Origin of the sequence: Pseudomonas sp. 008 (genome assembly GCF_016861935.1) — a bacterium.
In the GTDB taxonomy this organism is placed as follows: Bacteria; Pseudomonadota; Gammaproteobacteria; order Pseudomonadales; family Pseudomonadaceae; genus Aquipseudomonas.
In genome coordinates, this window is record NZ_BOMA01000001.1 from 1,056,474 (window position 1) to 1,073,585 (window position 17,112).

17 protein-coding genes are annotated in these 17,112 nt (G+C 60.5%); 12 read left to right on the forward strand and 5 right to left on the reverse strand.

Going from position 1 to position 17,112, the window contains the following annotated elements; genetic code table 11:
* Positions 1-121: 121 nt before the first annotated feature.
* Together JUI81_RS04585 and JUI81_RS04590 are read left to right on the forward strand one after the other, a co-directional pair.
* Positions 122-1,771 carry a GMC family oxidoreductase gene (locus tag JUI81_RS04585; RefSeq protein ID WP_204123814.1) on the forward strand — a complete coding sequence of 550 codons (1,650 nt, stop codon included), beginning with the start codon at positions 122-124 and terminating at the stop codon, positions 1,769-1,771.
* An 80-nt stretch (positions 1,772-1,851) separates the two neighbouring features.
* Entirely contained in the window at positions 1,852-3,474 is a 1,623-nt protein-coding gene (locus JUI81_RS04590) for an MFS transporter (RefSeq protein WP_204123815.1), read from the forward strand.
* Positions 3,475-3,540: 66 nt separating this feature from the next.
* Here the strand turns inward: JUI81_RS04590 and JUI81_RS04595 are convergent, their stop codons facing one another.
* Positions 3,541-3,903, reverse strand: a complete 363-nt coding sequence (locus JUI81_RS04595; protein WP_019579442.1) for a DUF427 domain-containing protein — start codon at positions 3,901-3,903, stop codon at positions 3,541-3,543.
* A 232-nt stretch (positions 3,904-4,135) separates the two neighbouring features.
* On the opposite strand from JUI81_RS04595, the gene JUI81_RS04600 reads away from it, so the two are divergent.
* The 4 genes from JUI81_RS04600 (at position 4,136) to JUI81_RS04615 (ending at position 8,007) form a co-directional block, all read left to right on the forward strand.
* Positions 4,136-6,085 (forward strand): DNA topoisomerase III, encoded by a 1,950-nt coding sequence (locus JUI81_RS04600; protein WP_204123859.1) that lies wholly within the window; start codon positions 4,136-4,138, stop codon positions 6,083-6,085.
* A gap of 62 nt (positions 6,086-6,147) precedes the next feature.
* Positions 6,148-6,687, forward strand: coding sequence for a GNAT family N-acetyltransferase (locus JUI81_RS04605; RefSeq protein ID WP_204123816.1), 540 nt, complete (start codon positions 6,148-6,150; stop codon positions 6,685-6,687).
* A 537-nt stretch (positions 6,688-7,224) separates the two neighbouring features.
* A complete protein-coding gene (locus JUI81_RS04610) occupies positions 7,225-7,554 on the forward strand; it encodes a hypothetical protein (protein ID WP_019579445.1) in 330 nt (109 codons plus the stop codon).
* Positions 7,555-7,704: 150 nt separating this feature from the next.
* Positions 7,705-8,007, forward strand: a complete 303-nt coding sequence (locus JUI81_RS04615) for a hypothetical protein (protein WP_019579446.1) — start codon at positions 7,705-7,707, stop codon at positions 8,005-8,007.
* Between the two features lies 1 nt (position 8,008).
* Here the strand turns inward: JUI81_RS04615 and cynR are convergent, their stop codons facing one another.
* Positions 8,009-8,893 carry a transcriptional regulator CynR gene (cynR, locus tag JUI81_RS04620; RefSeq protein WP_204123817.1) on the reverse strand — a complete coding sequence of 295 codons (885 nt, stop codon included), beginning with the start codon at positions 8,891-8,893 and terminating at the stop codon, positions 8,009-8,011.
* Between the two features lie 118 nt (positions 8,894-9,011).
* Between cynR and cynS the strand changes: the two genes are divergently transcribed.
* The gene (gene cynS, locus JUI81_RS04625) at positions 9,012-9,479 is read left to right on the forward strand and encodes a cyanase (protein WP_018929757.1); all 468 of its coding nucleotides are present in this window, start codon (positions 9,012-9,014) and stop codon (positions 9,477-9,479) included.
* Positions 9,480-9,675: 196 nt separating this feature from the next.
* Complete coding sequence (locus JUI81_RS04630) at positions 9,676-10,335, forward strand: carbonic anhydrase (RefSeq protein ID WP_204123818.1); 660 nt, start codon at positions 9,676-9,678, stop codon at positions 10,333-10,335.
* Between the two features lie 118 nt (positions 10,336-10,453).
* Here JUI81_RS04630 and JUI81_RS04635 read toward each other — a convergent pair whose 3' ends face one another.
* The 3 genes from JUI81_RS04635 to glsB all read right to left on the reverse strand — a co-directional run bounded on the left by JUI81_RS04635 (position 10,454) and on the right by glsB (position 13,439).
* Complete coding sequence (locus JUI81_RS04635) at positions 10,454-10,804, reverse strand: BON domain-containing protein (protein ID WP_081625598.1); 351 nt, start codon at positions 10,802-10,804, stop codon at positions 10,454-10,456.
* A 149-nt stretch (positions 10,805-10,953) separates the two neighbouring features.
* Positions 10,954-12,456, reverse strand: coding sequence for an aldehyde dehydrogenase family protein (locus tag JUI81_RS04640; RefSeq protein ID WP_204123819.1), 1,503 nt, complete (start codon positions 12,454-12,456; stop codon positions 10,954-10,956).
* Between the two features lie 74 nt (positions 12,457-12,530).
* A complete protein-coding gene (glsB, locus tag JUI81_RS04645) occupies positions 12,531-13,439 on the reverse strand; it encodes a glutaminase B (protein WP_018929762.1) in 909 nt (302 codons plus the stop codon).
* A gap of 228 nt (positions 13,440-13,667) precedes the next feature.
* Between glsB and JUI81_RS04650 the strand changes: the two genes are divergently transcribed.
* The 4 genes from JUI81_RS04650 (at position 13,668) to JUI81_RS04665 (ending at position 17,004) form a co-directional block, all read left to right on the forward strand.
* Complete coding sequence (locus JUI81_RS04650; RefSeq protein WP_019579451.1) at positions 13,668-14,297, forward strand: ferric reductase-like transmembrane domain-containing protein; 630 nt, start codon at positions 13,668-13,670, stop codon at positions 14,295-14,297.
* A 205-nt stretch (positions 14,298-14,502) separates the two neighbouring features.
* Entirely contained in the window at positions 14,503-15,018 is a 516-nt protein-coding gene (locus JUI81_RS04655; protein WP_086946252.1) for a DoxX family protein, read from the forward strand.
* 47 nt (positions 15,019-15,065) lie between these two features.
* On the forward strand, positions 15,066-15,764 hold the full coding sequence (locus JUI81_RS04660; protein WP_018929765.1) for a dienelactone hydrolase family protein: 699 nt from the start codon (positions 15,066-15,068) through the stop codon (positions 15,762-15,764).
* 52 nt (positions 15,765-15,816) lie between these two features.
* Positions 15,817-17,004, forward strand: a complete 1,188-nt coding sequence (locus JUI81_RS04665; protein WP_019579454.1) for an MFS transporter — start codon at positions 15,817-15,819, stop codon at positions 17,002-17,004.
* Positions 17,005-17,112 lie beyond the last annotated feature (108 nt).

The window sequence follows — 17,112 nt, forward strand, 5'->3', positions numbered from 1 at the left end:
ACGTTATGCCGTTAATAACGCTGTTTAAAAACGCACAGCAGCTGCGCAAAAACTAACATTCTTTTAACGAAAGCTAACAACTAGGATGACCGACAACAAGAACAACAATACGAGGTCAGGGATGCAGACTTCCCTTGATGAATACGACTACATCGTGGTCGGCGCCGGCCCTGCCGGGTGTTTGCTGGCCAATCGACTGTCGGCCAACCCGCAACACCGCGTGTTGCTGCTCGAAGCCGGCGGCCGCGACAACTATCCGTGGATTCATATCCCCGTGGGTTACCTGTTCTGCATCGGCAACCCGCGCACCGACTGGTGTTTCAAGACCGAGTCGCAACCGGGCCTGCAAGGCCGTGCCCTGAGCTACCCGCGCGGCAAGGTGCTCGGCGGCTGTTCCTCGATCAACGGCATGATCTACATGCGCGGCCAGGCTGGCGACTACGATGGCTGGGCGGCCGAGGGCAATCCCGGCTGGGGCTGGCAAGACGTGCTGCCGCTGTTCAAACAGAGCGAAAACCATTTTGCCGGTGATTCGGAGTTTCACGGCGCCGCCGGCGAATGGCGGATCGAGCGGCAACGTCTGTCGTGGCCGATTCTCGATGCCTTCCGCACTGCTGCCGAACAAAGCGGAATTGCCAGCATCGATGACTTCAACCGGGGCGACAACGAAGGTTGCGGCTATTTCCAGGTCAACCAAAAAGCCGGGGTGCGCTGGAACGCGGCCAAGGCGTTTCTCAAACCGGTCCGCCACCGCGCCAATCTCACGGTGCTGACCGACGTTGAAGTCGACCGCGTGCTGTTGGAAAACGGCCGAGCCTCGGCGATCAGCGCCCGTTGGCAAGATCAGGCGAAAACCTTCAAGGCGCGCAAGGAAATCATCCTGTGTGCCGGCTCCGTCGGTTCACCCGGCATCCTCCAGCGTTCCGGCATCGGCCCTCGCCCGCTGTTGCAACAACTCGGCATCGGCGTTGCCCATGAACTGCCCGGCGTGGGCGGCAACCTGCAGGATCACCTGCAACTGCGGCTGATCTACAAACTGGAAAACGCCCGCACCCTGAACCAGATCGCCGGCACGCTGTGGGGCAAGATGGGCATGGGCCTGCGTTATCTGTATGACCGCAGCGGCCCATTGTCCATGGCCCCAAGCCAACTCGGCGCCTTCGCCCGTTCGGGGCCGGAACAGACCTCGGCGAACCTCGAATACCATGTGCAACCCCTGTCGCTGGAGCGTTTTGGCGAACCGCTGCACGCCTTCCCCGCCTTCACCGCGTCGGTCTGCGATCTGCGCCCGCAAAGCCGTGGGCGCATAGACATTCGCTCCGCCGACCCGCGAGAAGCGCCGCTGATTCAGCCCAACTACCTGAGCCATCCCGAAGACTTGCGAGTGGCGGCCGACGCGATCCGCCTGACCCGCCGCATCGTTCGCGCCCCCGCCCTGCAAGCGTTCAAACCGGTGGAATACCTGCCCGGCGACAGCTTGCAGAGCGAAGAGCAATTGCACGAAGCCGCCGCCCGGATCGGCACCACCATTTTCCACCCGGTGGGCACCTGCCGGATGGGCAACGACGCGGAAGCAGTAGTCGACGCTGAGCTGCGCGTGCATGGAATCCCCGGCCTGCGCATCGCCGACGCCTCGATCATGCCGCGCATCACCTCGGGCAACACCTGCTCGCCGACATTGATGATCGCCGAGAAAGCCGCGCAATTGATCCTCGAAACAACCGCAAGGAGTTTCGCCCCTGACGAAAAAGCACTGACCGCAGTCTCTTGAGCAAAGGAATAGCGGCACCCGCCCACAAGGCTGGCGTCGACAGTGGAACAACAAAAACAATCACTGTGAGGGATACCGATATGTCAGAACATGTTCACCCCCTGGAAGCCGTCCGCAGCGCGGGCACCAGTCAGGAAACCCAGAAAGTCATCTTCGCCTCGTCCCTGGGGACGGTGTTCGAGTGGTACGACTTTTTCCTCTACGGCGCCCTCGCGGCGGTCATCAGCAAACAGTTCTTCGCCGGGGTCAACGACACCACGGCGTTCATCTTCGCGCTGATGGCCTTCGCCGCCGGCTTCATCGTGCGGCCGTTCGGTGCGTTGGTGTTCGGACGCCTGGGGGACATGATCGGGCGTAAATACACGTTCCTCGCGACCATCGTCCTCATGGGCCTTGCAACCTTTTGCGTCGGTTTGCTGCCGACCTACGCGAGCATCGGCATCGCTGCGCCGATCATCCTCGTGGTGCTGCGCATGCTTCAAGGTCTGGCGCTGGGTGGTGAGTACGGCGGCGCTGCCACTTACGTCGCCGAACACGCACCGATCGGCAAACGCGGCTTCCACACCAGCTGGATTCAATCCACCGCCACCCTTGGCTTGCTGCTGTCGCTGCTGGTGGTGCTCGGTTGCCGTTATTTCACCGGCGACCAGTTTGAAGTCTGGGGCTGGCGCATCCCGTTTCTGTTTTCGATCGTGCTGCTGGGCATTTCCACCTGGATTCGCCTGAGCCTGCACGAGTCGCCTGCGTTCGTGAAAATGAAAGAGGAAGGCAAACTCTGCAAGTCGCCGCTGCGCGATTCTTTCGGCAAATTGGAAAACCTTAAAGTGGTGCTGATCGCCCTGTTCAGCATCAACGCCGGGCAAGCGGTGACCTTCTATGCCGCGCAGTTCTACGTGCTGTTCTTCCTCACGCAGTTCCTGAAAATGGACCCGGCCCTGGCCAACAGTCTGCTGATTGTCAGCGTGATCATTGGAGCGCCGTTCTTCATCTTTTTTGGCTGGCTGTCGGATAAAGTCGGGCGCAAACCGGTGCTGATGATCGGCCTGCTGCTGGCGACCGCACTGTACTTTCCGATCTTCAAGTCCATCGCCCACTACGCCAACCCGGCCATCGACCAGGCCAGCCGTCAGGCTCCGATCACCGTACTGGCCGACCCTGCCACCTGCACCTTCCAGTTCGACCCGGTGGGCAAGGCGAAATTTGATAGCCCGTGCGACAAGGTCAAAACCTTCCTGGTCAAACAGGGCCTGCCGTACAACAGCGAAGCGGCCCCGACCGGCAGCGGTGTGCAGGTGAGCGTCGGTGACGTGAAGCTCGACGGCTTTGACGAAGCGGCCCTGCGTGGCGCAGTGACCCTGGCCGGGTATCCGTCAAAAGCCGACATCCAGCTGATCAATAAACCGATGATCGTGGTGTTGATCGTCGCGCTGATCATCATCTCCGCCATGTGCTACGGCCCGCTGGCGGCGCTGATGGTCGAACTGTTCCCGACCCGCATTCGCTACACCTCGATGTCCCTGCCCTATCACATCGGCAACGGCTGGTTTGGTGGTTTCCTGCCAACGGTGTCGTTTGCCCTGGTGGTGTACACCGGGGATATTTTCTACGGGCTGTGGTACCCGGTGGTGATTACCGGGGTGAGCCTGGTGGTGGGGATGATGTGTTTGCGCGAGACGAAGAACGTGGACCTTGATAAAAACTGAGCGCTAACGGGAGGTTAGTTTGTGGCGAGGGTGCAAGCCCCCTCGCCACAAAATGTTTTCTGCACATCAGGTCTTGAGCACCTCAAACGTCACTTCGTCAGGATAGAACGCCACATACCCGCCAATCTGCGCAACCGACACCTTGGGGTGCTCATAACTCCATACCGCGTTGGCACTTTCATGCCCGGGGATCTGCAGGCTGTAATAGCTGGCATCGCCCTTGTACGGGCAATAGCTGGTGTGGTCGGTGCGGGCGAAATACTGTTCGGCGATGTCCTCCCGCGGGATGTAGTAGACCGGAGGATAATTGGTCTCATGCATGACCAGCGCCCGAGTGGACGACGCCACTTGAATGCCATGGAACTTCACCACCACGCAGCCGGGCTGGGGGACGATGGAGATGGGATTACCGGCACCTGGGACTTTCATGAGGTCGGCTCCTCTGTTGCTGTTGAGCTGTGTTTGCGCCCCATCAGGTATACCCCATGTTCCGGGTCTCGCGAATATTTCGCAGCCGAACGGAGCGTGCTTCAGTCGCTGGAATGACCGCTGTCATCAACAGCAACAGCTCAAGCTGTACATCCATACAGATAAAGATTGCTCCATCGCTCATCACCCGCCATTCTGTGCACCTCTCGAACACTGATCGATGATGGTGGTTATGCGGCTGTACCTCTGTGAAAAACCTTCCCAGGCCAAAGATATCGCGGCCGTGCTCGGCGCCAGGCGTCGAGGCGACGGCTGCTGGCTGGGAACGGACGTCACGGTGACCTGGTGCATCGGCCACCTGCTGGAAACCGCGCCGCCGGATGCCTACGACGCGCGTTACAAACGTTGGGTGCTGGCGGATCTGCCGATCATTCCCGAAAAATGGAAAATGACCGTCAAGCCGCGCACGGCCAGCCAGTACAAGGCAGTCAAACGCCTGCTCGGCGAGGCCAGTGAACTGGTGATTGCCACCGACGCCGACCGTGAGGGCGAGATGATCGCCCGGGAACTGGTGGAGCATTGCCGTTATCGCGGGCCGATCCAGCGGCTGTGGTTGTCGGCGCTGGACGATGCGTCGATCCGCAAGGCGCTGACGGCGCTCAAGCCGGGGGCCGAGACGTTCAGCCTCTATCATTCGGCGTTGGGGCGCTCCCGGGCCGACTGGTTGATCGGGATGAACATGAGTCGGCTGTTCACCCTGCTGGGGCGTCAGTCCGGCTATCAGGGCGTGTTGCCGGTCGGTCGGGTGCAGACGCCGACTTTGCGCCTGGTGGTGGATCGCGACCGCAGTATTGCCGATTTCGTCCCGGTGGCCTACTGGGCCATCGACGTGCAACTGCTGCACGATGGCACTGCGTTCACTGCCCAGTGGCGCGCGGCGTCCGATGCCTGTGACGATCAGGATCGCTGCCTGAACCAGGCGCTGGCCCAGCAGGCGGCTGCGGCCATTGGCAATGCGGCGAGCGCTCGGGTGATCAAGCTACGTACCGAGCGCATGCGCGAAGTCGCGCCGCTGCCGTTCGACCTGGGTACTTTGCAGGAAGTCTGCTCGAAAAAACTCGGGCTCGGCGCCCAGGAAACCCTCGATATCGCCCAGGCCCTGTATGAAACCCATAAAGTCATCACCTACCCGCGCAGCGACTGCGGCTACCTGCCCCTGAGTCAGCACAGCGAAGCGCCGGGTATTCTGGCGGCGCTCCGGCAAGCCGACCCGGCGCTGAACGCCTTGCACGATTATCTGGAGCCGCAACGCCGCTCGCGAGCCTGGAACGATGCCAAGGTCAGCGCACACCACGGCATCATTCCGACCGCCGCGGCGAAGAACCTCGACCGACTGGCGGGCAAGCAACGGGCGGTCTACACCCTGATTCGTGCGCGTTACCTGGCGCAGTTCCTGCCCAACCATGAATACGACCGGACCCAGGCCGACTTCGACTGTGCCGGTGAGGCCTTGCGCGCCGTGGGCAAGCAGATTGTCGAGCCCGGCTGGAAACGCGCCCTGCCCGAAGCCCTCGCGCCTGCCAAGGGCCGCGAAGCACCGGCACCGCAAACACTGCCGACACTGGCCGAAGGGCGTGACTGCGCGGTGGCCGACGTGAAACTCAAGGACCTCTGGACCCAACCGCCCAAGCCATTCACCGAAGGCGATCTGATCAAGGCGATGAAAAACGTCGCCAAACTGGTGGAAGATCCGCTGCTCAAGCAAAAGCTCAAGGACACCACCGGCATCGGCACCGAAGCCACACGCGCCTCGATCATCCAGGGCCTGCTGGATCGCGGTTATCTGATCAAGAACGGCAAGGCCCTGGCCGCAACGCCGGCGGCTTTCAGCCTGATCGATGCGGTGCCGCGAGCGATTGCCGACCCCGGCACCACGGCAATCTGGGAACAGGCGCTGGACATGGTGCAGAGCGGTGAAATGAGCCTGGAAGAATTCGTCACCAAACAGGCCGCGTGGATGAGCAAGCAAGTGGCACGCTGCGCCGGCCTGAACCTGACCATCAGCGGGCCGGCAAGCCCGGCCGGGCGTAGCGCCACACCGTGGAAGAACAAACGCAAACCCGCCAAACGCAAGCCTTCGACTGGAACCAAGCGCGCGGCGAAACCGGCGGGCAAGGTTTGAGGGCAGCGAATCGAAATGGTCTAGTGTTCTTCAATGTCAGTTAAGACACCGAAGGTACGACCATGGCGACAATCAGGAGCCAGCCCTCGATAGAACTGCACGCCGCCCAGCGCGACGAACTGGAAACCATCGAAAACCTGATGCAGTTCTACGTGTACGATTTCAGTGAATGGCTGCCTCTGAAGCTCGGGGAGCATGGTTTCTTCAACATCCAGCCCAAACTGGACTACTGGCGCAACCCGGCAACCCGGCCTTTTCTGATCAAGGTCGACGGCGAGCTGGCGGGGTTCGTGACCGTGGATGACGAAACCCATATCGTCGGCGCCGAGTACAACATCGGCTACTTTTTTGTCAGTCGACGCTTTCGTGGCCAAGGTGTCGCGAAGTTTGTCGTCTCTGCCCTCTTGAGCCGGTTCCCCGGTCAATGGCAGATTTTCCACATCGATGCCAACCAGCCTGCGCGGCTGTTCTGGGCCAGGGTGATGCCCGATCTCACGGGCGGAGCGTTCACCGTGCATCAACTGCCGATTGACGGTTATCCATGCACCGTTTACCGCTTTGAAAGATCGCAGCCTTCGGCAACACCTCCGGGGCCCGGGTAAGCGCTGCCGAAGACTCCAAGCGCTGGCCACGCTGACTTTCTAATTCCAAAACCACTTTGTCCGACAATATGTAGTGAACAAAAATAATCACTACAAAACCGTTGACGCCTCCGATTTGCCCTTGCATGATGCAGACGTCTCCCCGATCGGGAGTACAGGCAACACGTTTGAGCAAGTTCGTCTGACCGCCGAGCTGTTTTTCCCGGATACACGCTGCCCACAAGGCAGATTGAAGAAGCTGACCTGGCCTGAACGTCCAGTACAAGGGCGAGAAGCGCTGGCGATCAATCCTCATGAAGCTTGTGGCCGACCCTGAAAACGTCGGCAGTGGCCTCCAGGTTTTCGCTGCTTCTCTTCGTTGTGACGCTATTGCGTAGCAGTTATTCAACACGACTACATGCAACAGACGCGTAACCCCGTCGTATTGACGGTCGACCGCTGACGTCCTGGTTTCGGTGCCAGGGATCAACTAACCGATGGGCTACCTGTATTAGCGAATCAACTTTGAAAGATCACCAAATGGTCAAGGGGCTTACTATGAATCTGAACAATCAACCTACTATCGATGAACTGGCTCGCTTGTTCGCTGCGCAAAAAGACAGCCAAGACAGCCATATTCTGTGGATCAGCAAATCGGGCCAGGTCCATATCGACTGCCTGTCGCCCCATGCCCACGAAGAAGAGTTCGACAAGAACAACCAGAACCTGCTGGCCCGTCTGAAGATGTACCGTCGCGGCCAGGGCTATGTCGGCAAGAAAGCCGCGGCCGACAAGGACTTCATCGGTAATGTGCTGCAAACGCTGACACAGGCGTGGGCCTCGATGCAGAACCAGAATGAAGTTCGGGTGATTGATCGGTTGTACTGATCTCCCCCAAATACAAGAAGGCCCCGCTCGGTTATCGAGCGGGGCCTTTTTTGTCTTTTGCGTCTGCACCTCTAACTTCGCACCGGGTCAAAAGAACAGAGCTATGGTTAACAGTGCGCTGGACATCGGTTTATCCGCTGGAGGTCTGCGATGAAAACAACCCTGACATTCATGCTACTGGCATTGGCGAGTGCAGCTTATGGGAACAGTGTTCCCGGCGTTCCCGCCTTCGATGTGGACTGCCCCGGGAAAATCATGGTCCATGCCGACCAGGATGGTCCGGTGATGATCAACAGCAAAGAAGCCCAGACCAAAATGATCAATGATCGCCTTTTCGAGGCCAAGGGGCCGGATGTGACGATCTCGATCAGCATCGCGGATGACGATACGGTAGCCGTGACCTATACCAGCAAGAAAGGCGGCAATGGCATCTGCCAGTCGGTGGATGATTGATTCACACGCTGGTGCTGCCGGCCATCACCAGGTTCGCGAACGCCACAGACGCGGCACTGTGATAGTTGTTCTTCCTGCGCAGCAATGCCGCGTCGCGCCGGGGTACCTCGCCCTGTAATTCAATCCGGCACAATGCCCGTTCCGCCGTGGCGATGGGCTCCGGGAGGATGGTGGCCATCGGCGTGTGGCGAATGACCTCCAGCAACGTACTCACCGAATTCACCTCGATCGCCACCTTGGGCGTGATGCTCTGTTGCCGAAAATACTCGTCGACTGAGGATCGGGTGATGAAGTCCGGCGTCAGCAACGCGAATTCCAATTGCGCCATCTCCTTGGGCGATAGCGGGATCTGCCGTTCGTACAACGGATGACAGTGCCCGACCACCACCCCCAGAGTCTCGACAAACGCCGGCACGCACTCGATATCCGGGCTCCTCACCGGGGTGAAGGCAATGGCAATGTCCAGCGAGTCATCAAGCAACCCCGCCTCGATGTCATCCATCGACAACTCGAAAATCTGCAGATGGATGTTCGGAAACTTCGCCGCGTAATCGCGCACCAGCGGCCCCACCAGATACGCCATGAACGTTGGCGTCATGGCCAGTCGCAAGGTGCCGCGAGACAAGTCCTTCACGTCATGCAGCGCGCGTTTACCCGCTTCCAGTTCCACCAGCACCCGCCGGGCGCATTCGATATAGGCCTGCCCCGCGTCGGTCGGTTTGACCGTGCGCGAGGTGCGGTCGAACAGGCTGACACCCAGGGTTTCCTCCAGTTGCCGGATCTGCTGGGACAGTGTCGGTTGGGAGACGTGCAACGCCTCGGCGGCACGGGTGAAGCCGCCGTGGTCGGCGACCGCCAGCAGGTAGCGCAAATGTCGGAGCAGCATGGGATTCATCATCTATAGGCAGTAATTATGCAAAACATTGTATATCGATCTTGGACGCTATGGATCAATCAACCGAAGATGGCTCCACTTTCCAGCCACAACCGATAGGAGTCACACCATGCAACAGTCCCACGCTTACCAGGACACTAGTCTGGCCCTGACCACTTCGATCCTCGATGCCAAGGCGCGCAAGAATCTGTCCTGGCAGGATCTGACCGACGGCACCGGCCTGGGTCTGGCCTACGTCACCGCCGCCCTGCTCGGCCAACATCCACTGCCGGAAGCCGCCGCCAGAGTGATCGGCGAAAAACTCGAGCTGGACGCCGACTCCGTGGCCCGCCTGCAAATCATCCCGCTGCGCGGCAGCCTGTCGGGTGTTCCGACCGACCCGACCATCTACCGCTTCTACGAAATGATCCAGATCTACGGCACCACGCTCAAAGCGCTGGTTCACGAGCAATTCGGCGACGGCATCATCAGCGCGATCAACTTCAAGCTGGACCTGAAAAAGGTCGAAGACCCGGAAGGCGGCTCCCGCGCCGTGATTACCCTGGACGGCAAATTCCTGCCGCTGCGCCCGTTCTGAAACAACCGCTCAGCACCCCATGTAGCAGCTGCCGAGCCTGCGAGGCTGCGTTCGGCTGCGAAGCAGTCGCGAAATCAAACAGCGCGGTCTTTCAGGTAAACCGCGTGCACCGTGTTAACGACGGCTCCGCCGCCGAACGCAGCCTCGCAGGCTCGGCAGCTGCTACGCCCCCTCATTCATTGCAAGGAAGTCCGCCATGAAAGCGCTCATCGAAGGTTTATTGAAGTTTCAGAAAGAAGCGTTTCCGCAACGTACCGACCTGTTCAAACACCTGGCCACCACCCAGCATCCCGGCACCTTGTTCATCACCTGTTCCGACAGCCGCGTGGTACCGGAGCTGCTGACCCAGCAAGAACCCGGCGAACTGTTCGTGGTGCGCAACGCCGGCAATATCGTGCCCTCTTACAGCCCGCATCCGGGCGGCGTGTCGGCCACGGTGGAATATGCGGTCGCGGTATTGGGCGTGACGGACATCGTGATCTGCGGTCATTCGGACTGTGGCGCCATGACCGCCATTGCCCAGTGCAAATGCATGGATCACCTGCCCGCCGTCAGCGGCTGGTTGCAGCACGCCGAGTCGGCCAAGGTGATCAACGAAGCCCGCCCTCATGCCAGCGACGCGGCCAAGGTCAGTTCGATGGTGCGGGAAAACGTCATCGCCCAACTGGCGAATATCCAGACCCACCCGAGCGTGCGCCTGGCCCTGGAAAAAGGCCTGTTGAACCTGCATGGCTGGGTCTATGACATCGAAACCGGCTCGGTCGATGCCCTGGATGCCGGCAGTCACAGCTTCGTGTCGCTGGCCGAACACCCCGGCACTTGCGCCGTGCACGGCAAAATGGTCGAAGCCGCCTGAAGGTGTCGACCGCACAAGCTGCACCAGGCTTGGCGCAGCGTTACAAAGTGGACAGGCGCGCTACTGCGCCCGTCCTCGTTTCCCGGCCGGGAATGTGCCACTCACACGATCGCCCCTGTTATTTGTCGTCCGTCTTGGCTGACGATTGTGGCCGACGTTCAGGTGTGTCTTCAGCGTTGGGCGCTTCTGGAAAACTGCCTGGCGTGAACACATGAGTGAGCAATTCGCTGGCATCGATGTTGACGACACCAGGAACCGAACGGGCCAGAGCAACAGCGTGCTCACACTGTCTATGGGTATTGACGCGACCGCTCAATGCCACCGCACCCGCATGGGTTTTGACATGGACATTCAGGCCAAGAGTGGTATCGGCCAATGCCAGGGCCGACTTTACCCGGGTGGTAATCCACGTGTCGTGAACGACCGTTTCCAGACCATGGGAGTAATGTTGGAAGTCATGAAGTTTCATGGCGCAATCCTCTCACACGTAATCAGATGCGCTGTCCGTCCCCGCGCGGGCACGGACACACAATAAGTATAGTGCGTACCGTTGCCTGCGGCCGGGGGCTCCTGATGAGCGACGAAAATCCTGTGGGAGCGTGGCTTAACTTATCGCTGTCAGCGTTTGACCGACAGATCCACCTGGGTCATGCGGCTGCGGATCGTGAACACGCCATCACCCGAGAGAATCGCGCTGCGTGCAAACAGACGCCCGCTCTCCCAGTTCGAAAGCCCCAGTTCCGGCTTGTTCAGCGCGTACTGTCCGTCGACCCAGCGGGTGATCCCGTTGCCGACAAAAGGCGCGTTGACCGCATTGTAGAAACGCTCCTGCGCCAGTGCATCTTCACTGATCAGCGACACGGTGAATTGCGGGCTGTAGCGGTTGAACAAGGCAATGGCCTGATCCAGATCGTCGACGATCTTCAGGCTGACTTCCGGGGTTTCTTCCCATTCCCACTCGCGGCCCAATTGGTCCTCGGGCAGCGGTTCGGCCTGTGCTTCGGTCTGATAGCCTTCGGCGCGGTACACCTCGACGCTCGCGGTGCGCCAATCGCTCGGCAAATGCTGCTCGCTGCCCTCGACGATGTGCAGTTTGCAGCCTTGGCCTCGCGCGGTGCCGGCCTGTTGCAGTGCATCGAGAAACAGCGGCACCAGTTCGGCAGCTCGGTCGCGGTGGATCAGGCAAACGTTCAGGGTGTTGCAGACTTTGCGGTCCAGAGAGTTGCGCACCACGGCGGCGAAGCGCTGGGCATCGGCGTCTTTGTTCGCGATCAGCCAGGCGCCACCGGTGCCGTGCAGGCTGACGGCGGTGCCGGCCTGTTGCGCGATGCTGCCCAACTGGCTGACCGCACGCCCCGAACCACGGGCCACGGCCAGCGACAGGCGCCGGTCGGCGAACATTGCCCAGCCAGCCGCGTGGTTGACGCTTTCGACCAGCGACACTGCACCGCTCGGCAACCCGGCATCGGCCAGTGCCGGATTCAACGCATGGGTGACGATGGCCTGGGCGGTGCCCAACGCGTCGCTGCCAATGCGCAGCACCGCAGTGTTACCGGTGCGCAATACACCGGCGGCGTCGGCGAAGACATTCGGCCGACCTTCGAACACAAAAGCGACGATACCCAGCGGCGAAACCACCTGCTCGACTTTCCAGCCCTCGTGCTCGACGCATCTCACGACTTGACCGCGGGTGGCCGGTGCATCGCGCCAGGCCCGCAGGCCTGCGATCATGTCGCGGCGCATGCGCTCATCGGCCAGCAATCGCGTGGTGGAACGCCCGCGCGCCTTGGCCCGCTCGATGTCGGACAGGTTGGCGGCTGCAATCAAGGCCCAGCATTCCGGGGTTTCCAGGCGTTGCGCGAAGCGATCGAAGAACTCGCTGATGGCGTGATCCGAAACGCTGGACATTGCGGCAAACGCCGCCTCGGCGCGCTCGATGGCGACCGTCGCCGCCTGCTGATCCGCCACCGGGATCAGCAACAACTCGCCGCTGACCTGCTCCACCAGCAGATGGTCGCCGGGTTGAAAGCGCGCCGCCAGTTCGGGGCTGACGACAGTGACACGATTACCGGCAAATGGGATCGGCGTGCCAGCGACTAGACGTTCGAGCGCAAGAGACATGAAGCGGTTTCACCATGCAGGGGGCGGTCGGAAAATGTATAGCAAATTTCCCGCAGCGTCATGCCCACACCGCTCTAGAACACCGACCAACCAATCCGCTGACTCAACAACTCCAGCGCCGCCATGCCCGCGAGCGAGTTACCGGCGGCGTTCAATTCCGGGGACCAGACGCACACCGTGAATTGCCCCGGCACCACCGCGACGATGCCCCCGCCCACGCCGCTCTTGCCCGGCAGACCGACGCGATAGGCAAAGTTGCCCGCTTCGTCGTACAGCCCGCTGGTGGCCATGATCGAGTTGACTTGTTGGGTCTGGCGGGCGCTGAGGATCTGTGCGCCGCTGTGTTTGCAGAAACCGTCGTTGGCCAGGAAGCAGAACGCCCGGGCCAGGTCCACGCAACTCATGCGCAGCGCGCAATGGCTGAAGTAGCTGCGCAGCACCGCCTCGACATCGTTATGGAAGTTGCCGAACGACTGCATCAGATACGCCATGGCCGCGTTACGCGCGCGGTGCTGGTATTCGGATTCGGCGACCTTGCCGTCCACCATGATGTTCGGGTTGCCGGACAAGCGCCGGACAAAATCGCGCATCGACAATGCCGGCGCGGCAAAGCGCGATTGATTGATGTCGCAGATCACCAGCGCACCGGCGTTGATGAAGGGATTGCGCGGGCGCCCGCGCTCGAATTCCAGCTGCACCAGTGAGTTGAACGGCTGGCCGGACGGCTCGTGGCCCAGGCGTTCCCAAATCGCTTCGCCGGAGTGTTCGATGGCCTGCACCAGGCTGAACACCTTGGAAATACTCTGCACCGAGAACGGCGTGTCGGCGTCCCCCGCGCAAAACAACTCGCCATCATTGCCATACACGGCAATGCCCAATTGATTGCCCGGTACCTCGCCGAGGGCGGGAATGTAGTCAGCCACTTTGCCCTGACCGATCAACGGTCGGACTGCGTCAAGGATCTCGTTCAACAGCGCTTGCATGCCGGGTTCCGAAGTCTCGCCCCATGGGATTGCGGGGACACTGTCGCTAGACGCCGCTGGGCGGCGCTGAATCACAGTTTTGTATGGGAATGTATCTTTCACCGCCCGGGATACACCAACTTGCACCGGGGGGCCTTTCAGACATATCGCCAATACAGCTGATTGCAACACTTCTGTCGTCCGCTGACCACCGGCAAACCGGGTCGGCCCTTGCTCAGGAGTGTTGTCATGATGACCCAAGTCCCCCGTTACCATGGCTGGTCGCTGTTTGGCCTGCTGGCCATGCTGGTGCTGTTGATGACCGGCCTGATTCTGCTGCTCAACCCCGATCTGGTGGAAGCCACCCGCATCGCCATTCGCGCCACCGCACGCACTTCGTTTGCGCTGTTTCTCGCCGCGTTCACTGCATCGGCCCTGGCGGTGCTGGTGCCCTCGCCTTTCAGCCGCTCGCTGGTGCGTGAACGACGCTTCATCGGCCTGGCCTTCGCGTTCTCCCATCTGGTCCACGCCATCCTGATCTACAGCTACGGCCAACTGAACCCCGAGTTCTGGCCCGGCCGCACCACGGTCGGCAATATTCCGGGTTCGGTCGGTTACCTGTTCATTCTGTTGATGGCATTGACCTCATTCAAAACCACGGCGCGCCTGATCGGCCCCAAAGCCTGGAAAACCCTGCATACCAGCGGCATGTGGGTGATCGCGGCGGTGTTCGCCTTTTCCAACTTCAAACGCATCCCCCTGAGCGCCTGGTATGTCCTGCCGTTCGGCCTGATGTTTTCAGCAATTGTCATTCGGCTGCTGGGCAAAATTGCGCAGAAGTACAAACGGTCCGCCAGAAACACGCTATTGACCGAATAAAACCTCAACAACACCACCAATCCCCAGTGGGATCGGACTTTTGTGGCGAGGGGGCTTGCCCCCGTTGGGTTGCGAAGCAGCCCCAAAATCTCTGATGCATCAAAGATCTTGTGAGTGCTACGCACTCAAACGGGGCGGTGCGGCGTTCCGACAAGCCCCCTCGCCACAGTCCGCTCCCACAATGAATCCCTCGGAGATCAAACCCATGAACACTTCCCTTTCATCAGCCGTCAAAGGCCTGCACCTGAACCTCGACCGCGTCGGCAACTGGATCGCCCCTCTCACCCTGCGGCTGTTTCTGGCCTGGGAGTTTTTCGAGTCAGGCCTGGAAAAATGGAACGGCCAGAACTGGTTTGCCGACATCCAGGACCGCTTCCCGTTTCCCTTCAACCACGTTCCCGCCACGCTGAACTGGGAACTGGCGATGTGGGCCGAGCTGATCTGCGCCCTCACTTTGCTGGCAGGCCTCGGGACACGGCTCTCGGCGATTATTCTCGTGGTGGTCACAGTCGTTGCGACCGCTGCCGTTCACTGGCCGGCCGATTGGTCTACATTGAGTGAACTTGCCCAGGGTTATGCCATCAGCAATAAAGGCCACGGCAACTTCAAGCTGCCGCTGATCTACCTCGCAGCCCTCATGCCGTTGTTGTTCTCGGGGGCCGGCAAACTCAGCATGGACGCGTTGTTGGCTCGACTCTTCTGGCGGCGCAGTCACCGCTGAGACGCCAGCGTCTCGATACCCCATCCAACTTGTGTAAAGGAGCCATCATGAGCGTAACCAGCCAATGGATCGAAATCAGCAGCCCCGAAGGCACCTTCGGCGCTTACCTGGCCATCCCACACACCCGTAAAGGGCCGGGGATCGTACTGATTCAGGAAATCTTCGGGGTCAACGAACACATTCGCTCGGTTGCCGAGCAATACGCCGCCGATGGCTATCTGGTCATAGCGCCGGATCTGTTCTGGCGCCACGGCCACCGTATCGAACTGGGCTACGACGAAGCCGGCTGGAAACGCGCCGTCGAATTGATGAACGCCACCGACCGCTATAAAGCCCAGGCTGACATCAAACTGGCCATCGATACCCTGAAGACGCATACCGGGCTCGACGGCAGGATCGCCTCCATCGGTTACTGCTTCGGCGGCATGCTGTCGTACAACACCGCAGCCAACGGTTTCGTCGACGTGGCGATCGCCTATTACGGCGGTGGCATTCAGAACCAACTGGATCGGGCCGGTGAAATCAAGGTGCCGCTACTGATGCACTTCGGCGAACAGGACAGCCACATCCCCATCGATGCCGTGAAGCAAATCGCCGAGCGTTTCGAGTTCAACGACGACGTCGATATCGAGGTCTATCCAGGGGCCGAACATGGCTTCAACTGCTCGCACCGCGACAGCTACAACCAACGGGCTGCGGCCGAGGCGCATGGCAATACGTTGATCTTCTTGAGTCAGAATCTTTAAGGGCTGATCGCCGACATCAACAATCGGTAAGCATTCAACCCCGGAAACCAGCATGGACAACCTCGCAAAACCCAGACCAGCCTCACTGCGTATCCCCTCCACGGTCTGGGCCCTGGGTTTCGTCAGCCTGTTCATGGATCTGTCTTCCGAGCTGGTGCATAGCCTGCTGCCGGTGTTTCTGGTCACCACCTTGGGCGCCAGCGCCTTGACCGTCGGGGTGATCGAAGGCATCGCCGAGGCGACGGCGATGGTGGTCAAGATATTCTCCGGCGCCATCAGCGACTTTATCGGCCGGCGTAAAGGCCTGCTGTTGATGGGCTACGGTCTGGCGGCGTTGTCGAAGCCGCTGTTTCCCCTCGCGCACTCGGTTGATGTGGTATTTACCGCACGCTTTCTGGATCGCATCGGCAAAGGCATTCGTGGCGCGCCGCGCGATGCGCTGGTCGCCGATGTCGCCCCCGCCGAAATCCGTGGTGCCTGCTTCGGCTTGCGCCAGTCGATGGACACCGTGGGGGCGATTCTGGGTCCGGTTCTGGCGATCGTGCTGATGCTCTGGCTCGGGCAGATCCATCTGGTGTTGTGGTTCGCGGTGATCCCGGCGGTGATATCGGTGGCGCTGATTGTCGGTGGCGTCAAAGAACCGACCGATGTCGCCGGGAAACACACCTTTCGCTCGCCTATCCACTGGAAGGTTCTGCGGGAGTTTTCCCGTGGTTACTGGTGGGTGGTGATTGTTGGCGGGCTCTTCACGCTGGCCCGTTTCAGCGAGGCCTTTTTGGTCTTGAAAGCGCAGCAGACAGGCCTGACGGCCACTTGGGTGCCGATGGTGATGGTGGTCATGTCGCTGCTGTATGCGGTGTCTGCCTACCCGGCGGGCTGGCTGTCCGACCGGATCAGCCGCACCAAGTTGCTGTGTGTCGGCATGGGGCTGCTGATCCTGGCGGACCTGCTGCTGGCGCAAGCGGATTCAATCATGACCATGATGGCGGGCGTGGCCTTGTGGGGTCTGCACATGGGTTTCAGCCAGGGCATTCTCGCGACGCTGATCGCCGACACCGCACCCGAACATCTCAGGGGCACGGCGTTCGGCCTGTTCAATCTGATCAGCGGCGTGTGCCTGTTGATCGCCAGCGTACTGGCTGGCGCGCTATGGGAAACCTCGGGCTCCGCCAGCACTTTCATCGCCGGGGCGGTGCTGGCGGCTGCGGCGTTGGCGCTGCTCCTGTTGCGCAAGTCCTAATGCCTGCAAATTAAGCCGCAGCGCAATCTTTGTAGCAGCTGTCGAGCTTGCGAGGCTGCGTTCGGCTGCGCAGCAGTCGTGAATCCGGCTAACGCGATTCGCCTGACA

Bases quoted from the DNA above. Each gene is read 5' to 3' on its own strand.
- JUI81_RS04615 (WP_019579446.1), top strand. From the start codon at position 7,705: ATGAAAACAACCCTGACATTCATGCTACTGGCATTGGCGAGTGCAGCT.
- JUI81_RS04650 (WP_019579451.1), top strand. From the start codon at position 13,668: ATGATGACCCAAGTCCCCCGTTACCATGGCTGGTCGCTGTTTGGCCTG.
- cynS (WP_018929757.1), top strand. From the start codon at position 9,012: ATGCAACAGTCCCACGCTTACCAGGACACTAGTCTGGCCCTGACCACT.
- glsB (WP_018929762.1), bottom strand. From the start codon at position 13,439: ATGCAAGCGCTGTTGAACGAGATCCTTGACGCAGTCCGACCGTTGATC.
- JUI81_RS04665 (WP_019579454.1), top strand. From the start codon at position 15,817: ATGGACAACCTCGCAAAACCCAGACCAGCCTCACTGCGTATCCCCTCC.
- JUI81_RS04600 (WP_204123859.1), top strand. From the start codon at position 4,136: ATGCGGCTGTACCTCTGTGAAAAACCTTCCCAGGCCAAAGATATCGCG.
- JUI81_RS04655 (WP_086946252.1), top strand. From the start codon at position 14,503: ATGAACACTTCCCTTTCATCAGCCGTCAAAGGCCTGCACCTGAACCTC.
- JUI81_RS04595 (WP_019579442.1), bottom strand. From the start codon at position 3,903: ATGAAAGTCCCAGGTGCCGGTAATCCCATCTCCATCGTCCCCCAGCCC.
- JUI81_RS04640 (WP_204123819.1), bottom strand. From the start codon at position 12,456: ATGTCTCTTGCGCTCGAACGTCTAGTCGCTGGCACGCCGATCCCATTT.
- JUI81_RS04605 (WP_204123816.1), top strand. From the start codon at position 6,148: ATGGCGACAATCAGGAGCCAGCCCTCGATAGAACTGCACGCCGCCCAG.
- JUI81_RS04590 (WP_204123815.1), top strand. From the start codon at position 1,852: ATGTCAGAACATGTTCACCCCCTGGAAGCCGTCCGCAGCGCGGGCACC.
- cynR (WP_204123817.1), bottom strand. From the start codon at position 8,893: ATGCTGCTCCGACATTTGCGCTACCTGCTGGCGGTCGCCGACCACGGC.
- JUI81_RS04585 (WP_204123814.1), top strand. From the start codon at position 122: ATGCAGACTTCCCTTGATGAATACGACTACATCGTGGTCGGCGCCGGC.
- JUI81_RS04610 (WP_019579445.1), top strand. From the start codon at position 7,225: ATGAATCTGAACAATCAACCTACTATCGATGAACTGGCTCGCTTGTTC.
- JUI81_RS04660 (WP_018929765.1), top strand. From the start codon at position 15,066: ATGAGCGTAACCAGCCAATGGATCGAAATCAGCAGCCCCGAAGGCACC.
- JUI81_RS04630 (WP_204123818.1), top strand. From the start codon at position 9,676: ATGAAAGCGCTCATCGAAGGTTTATTGAAGTTTCAGAAAGAAGCGTTT.
- JUI81_RS04635 (WP_081625598.1), bottom strand. From the start codon at position 10,804: ATGAAACTTCATGACTTCCAACATTACTCCCATGGTCTGGAAACGGTC.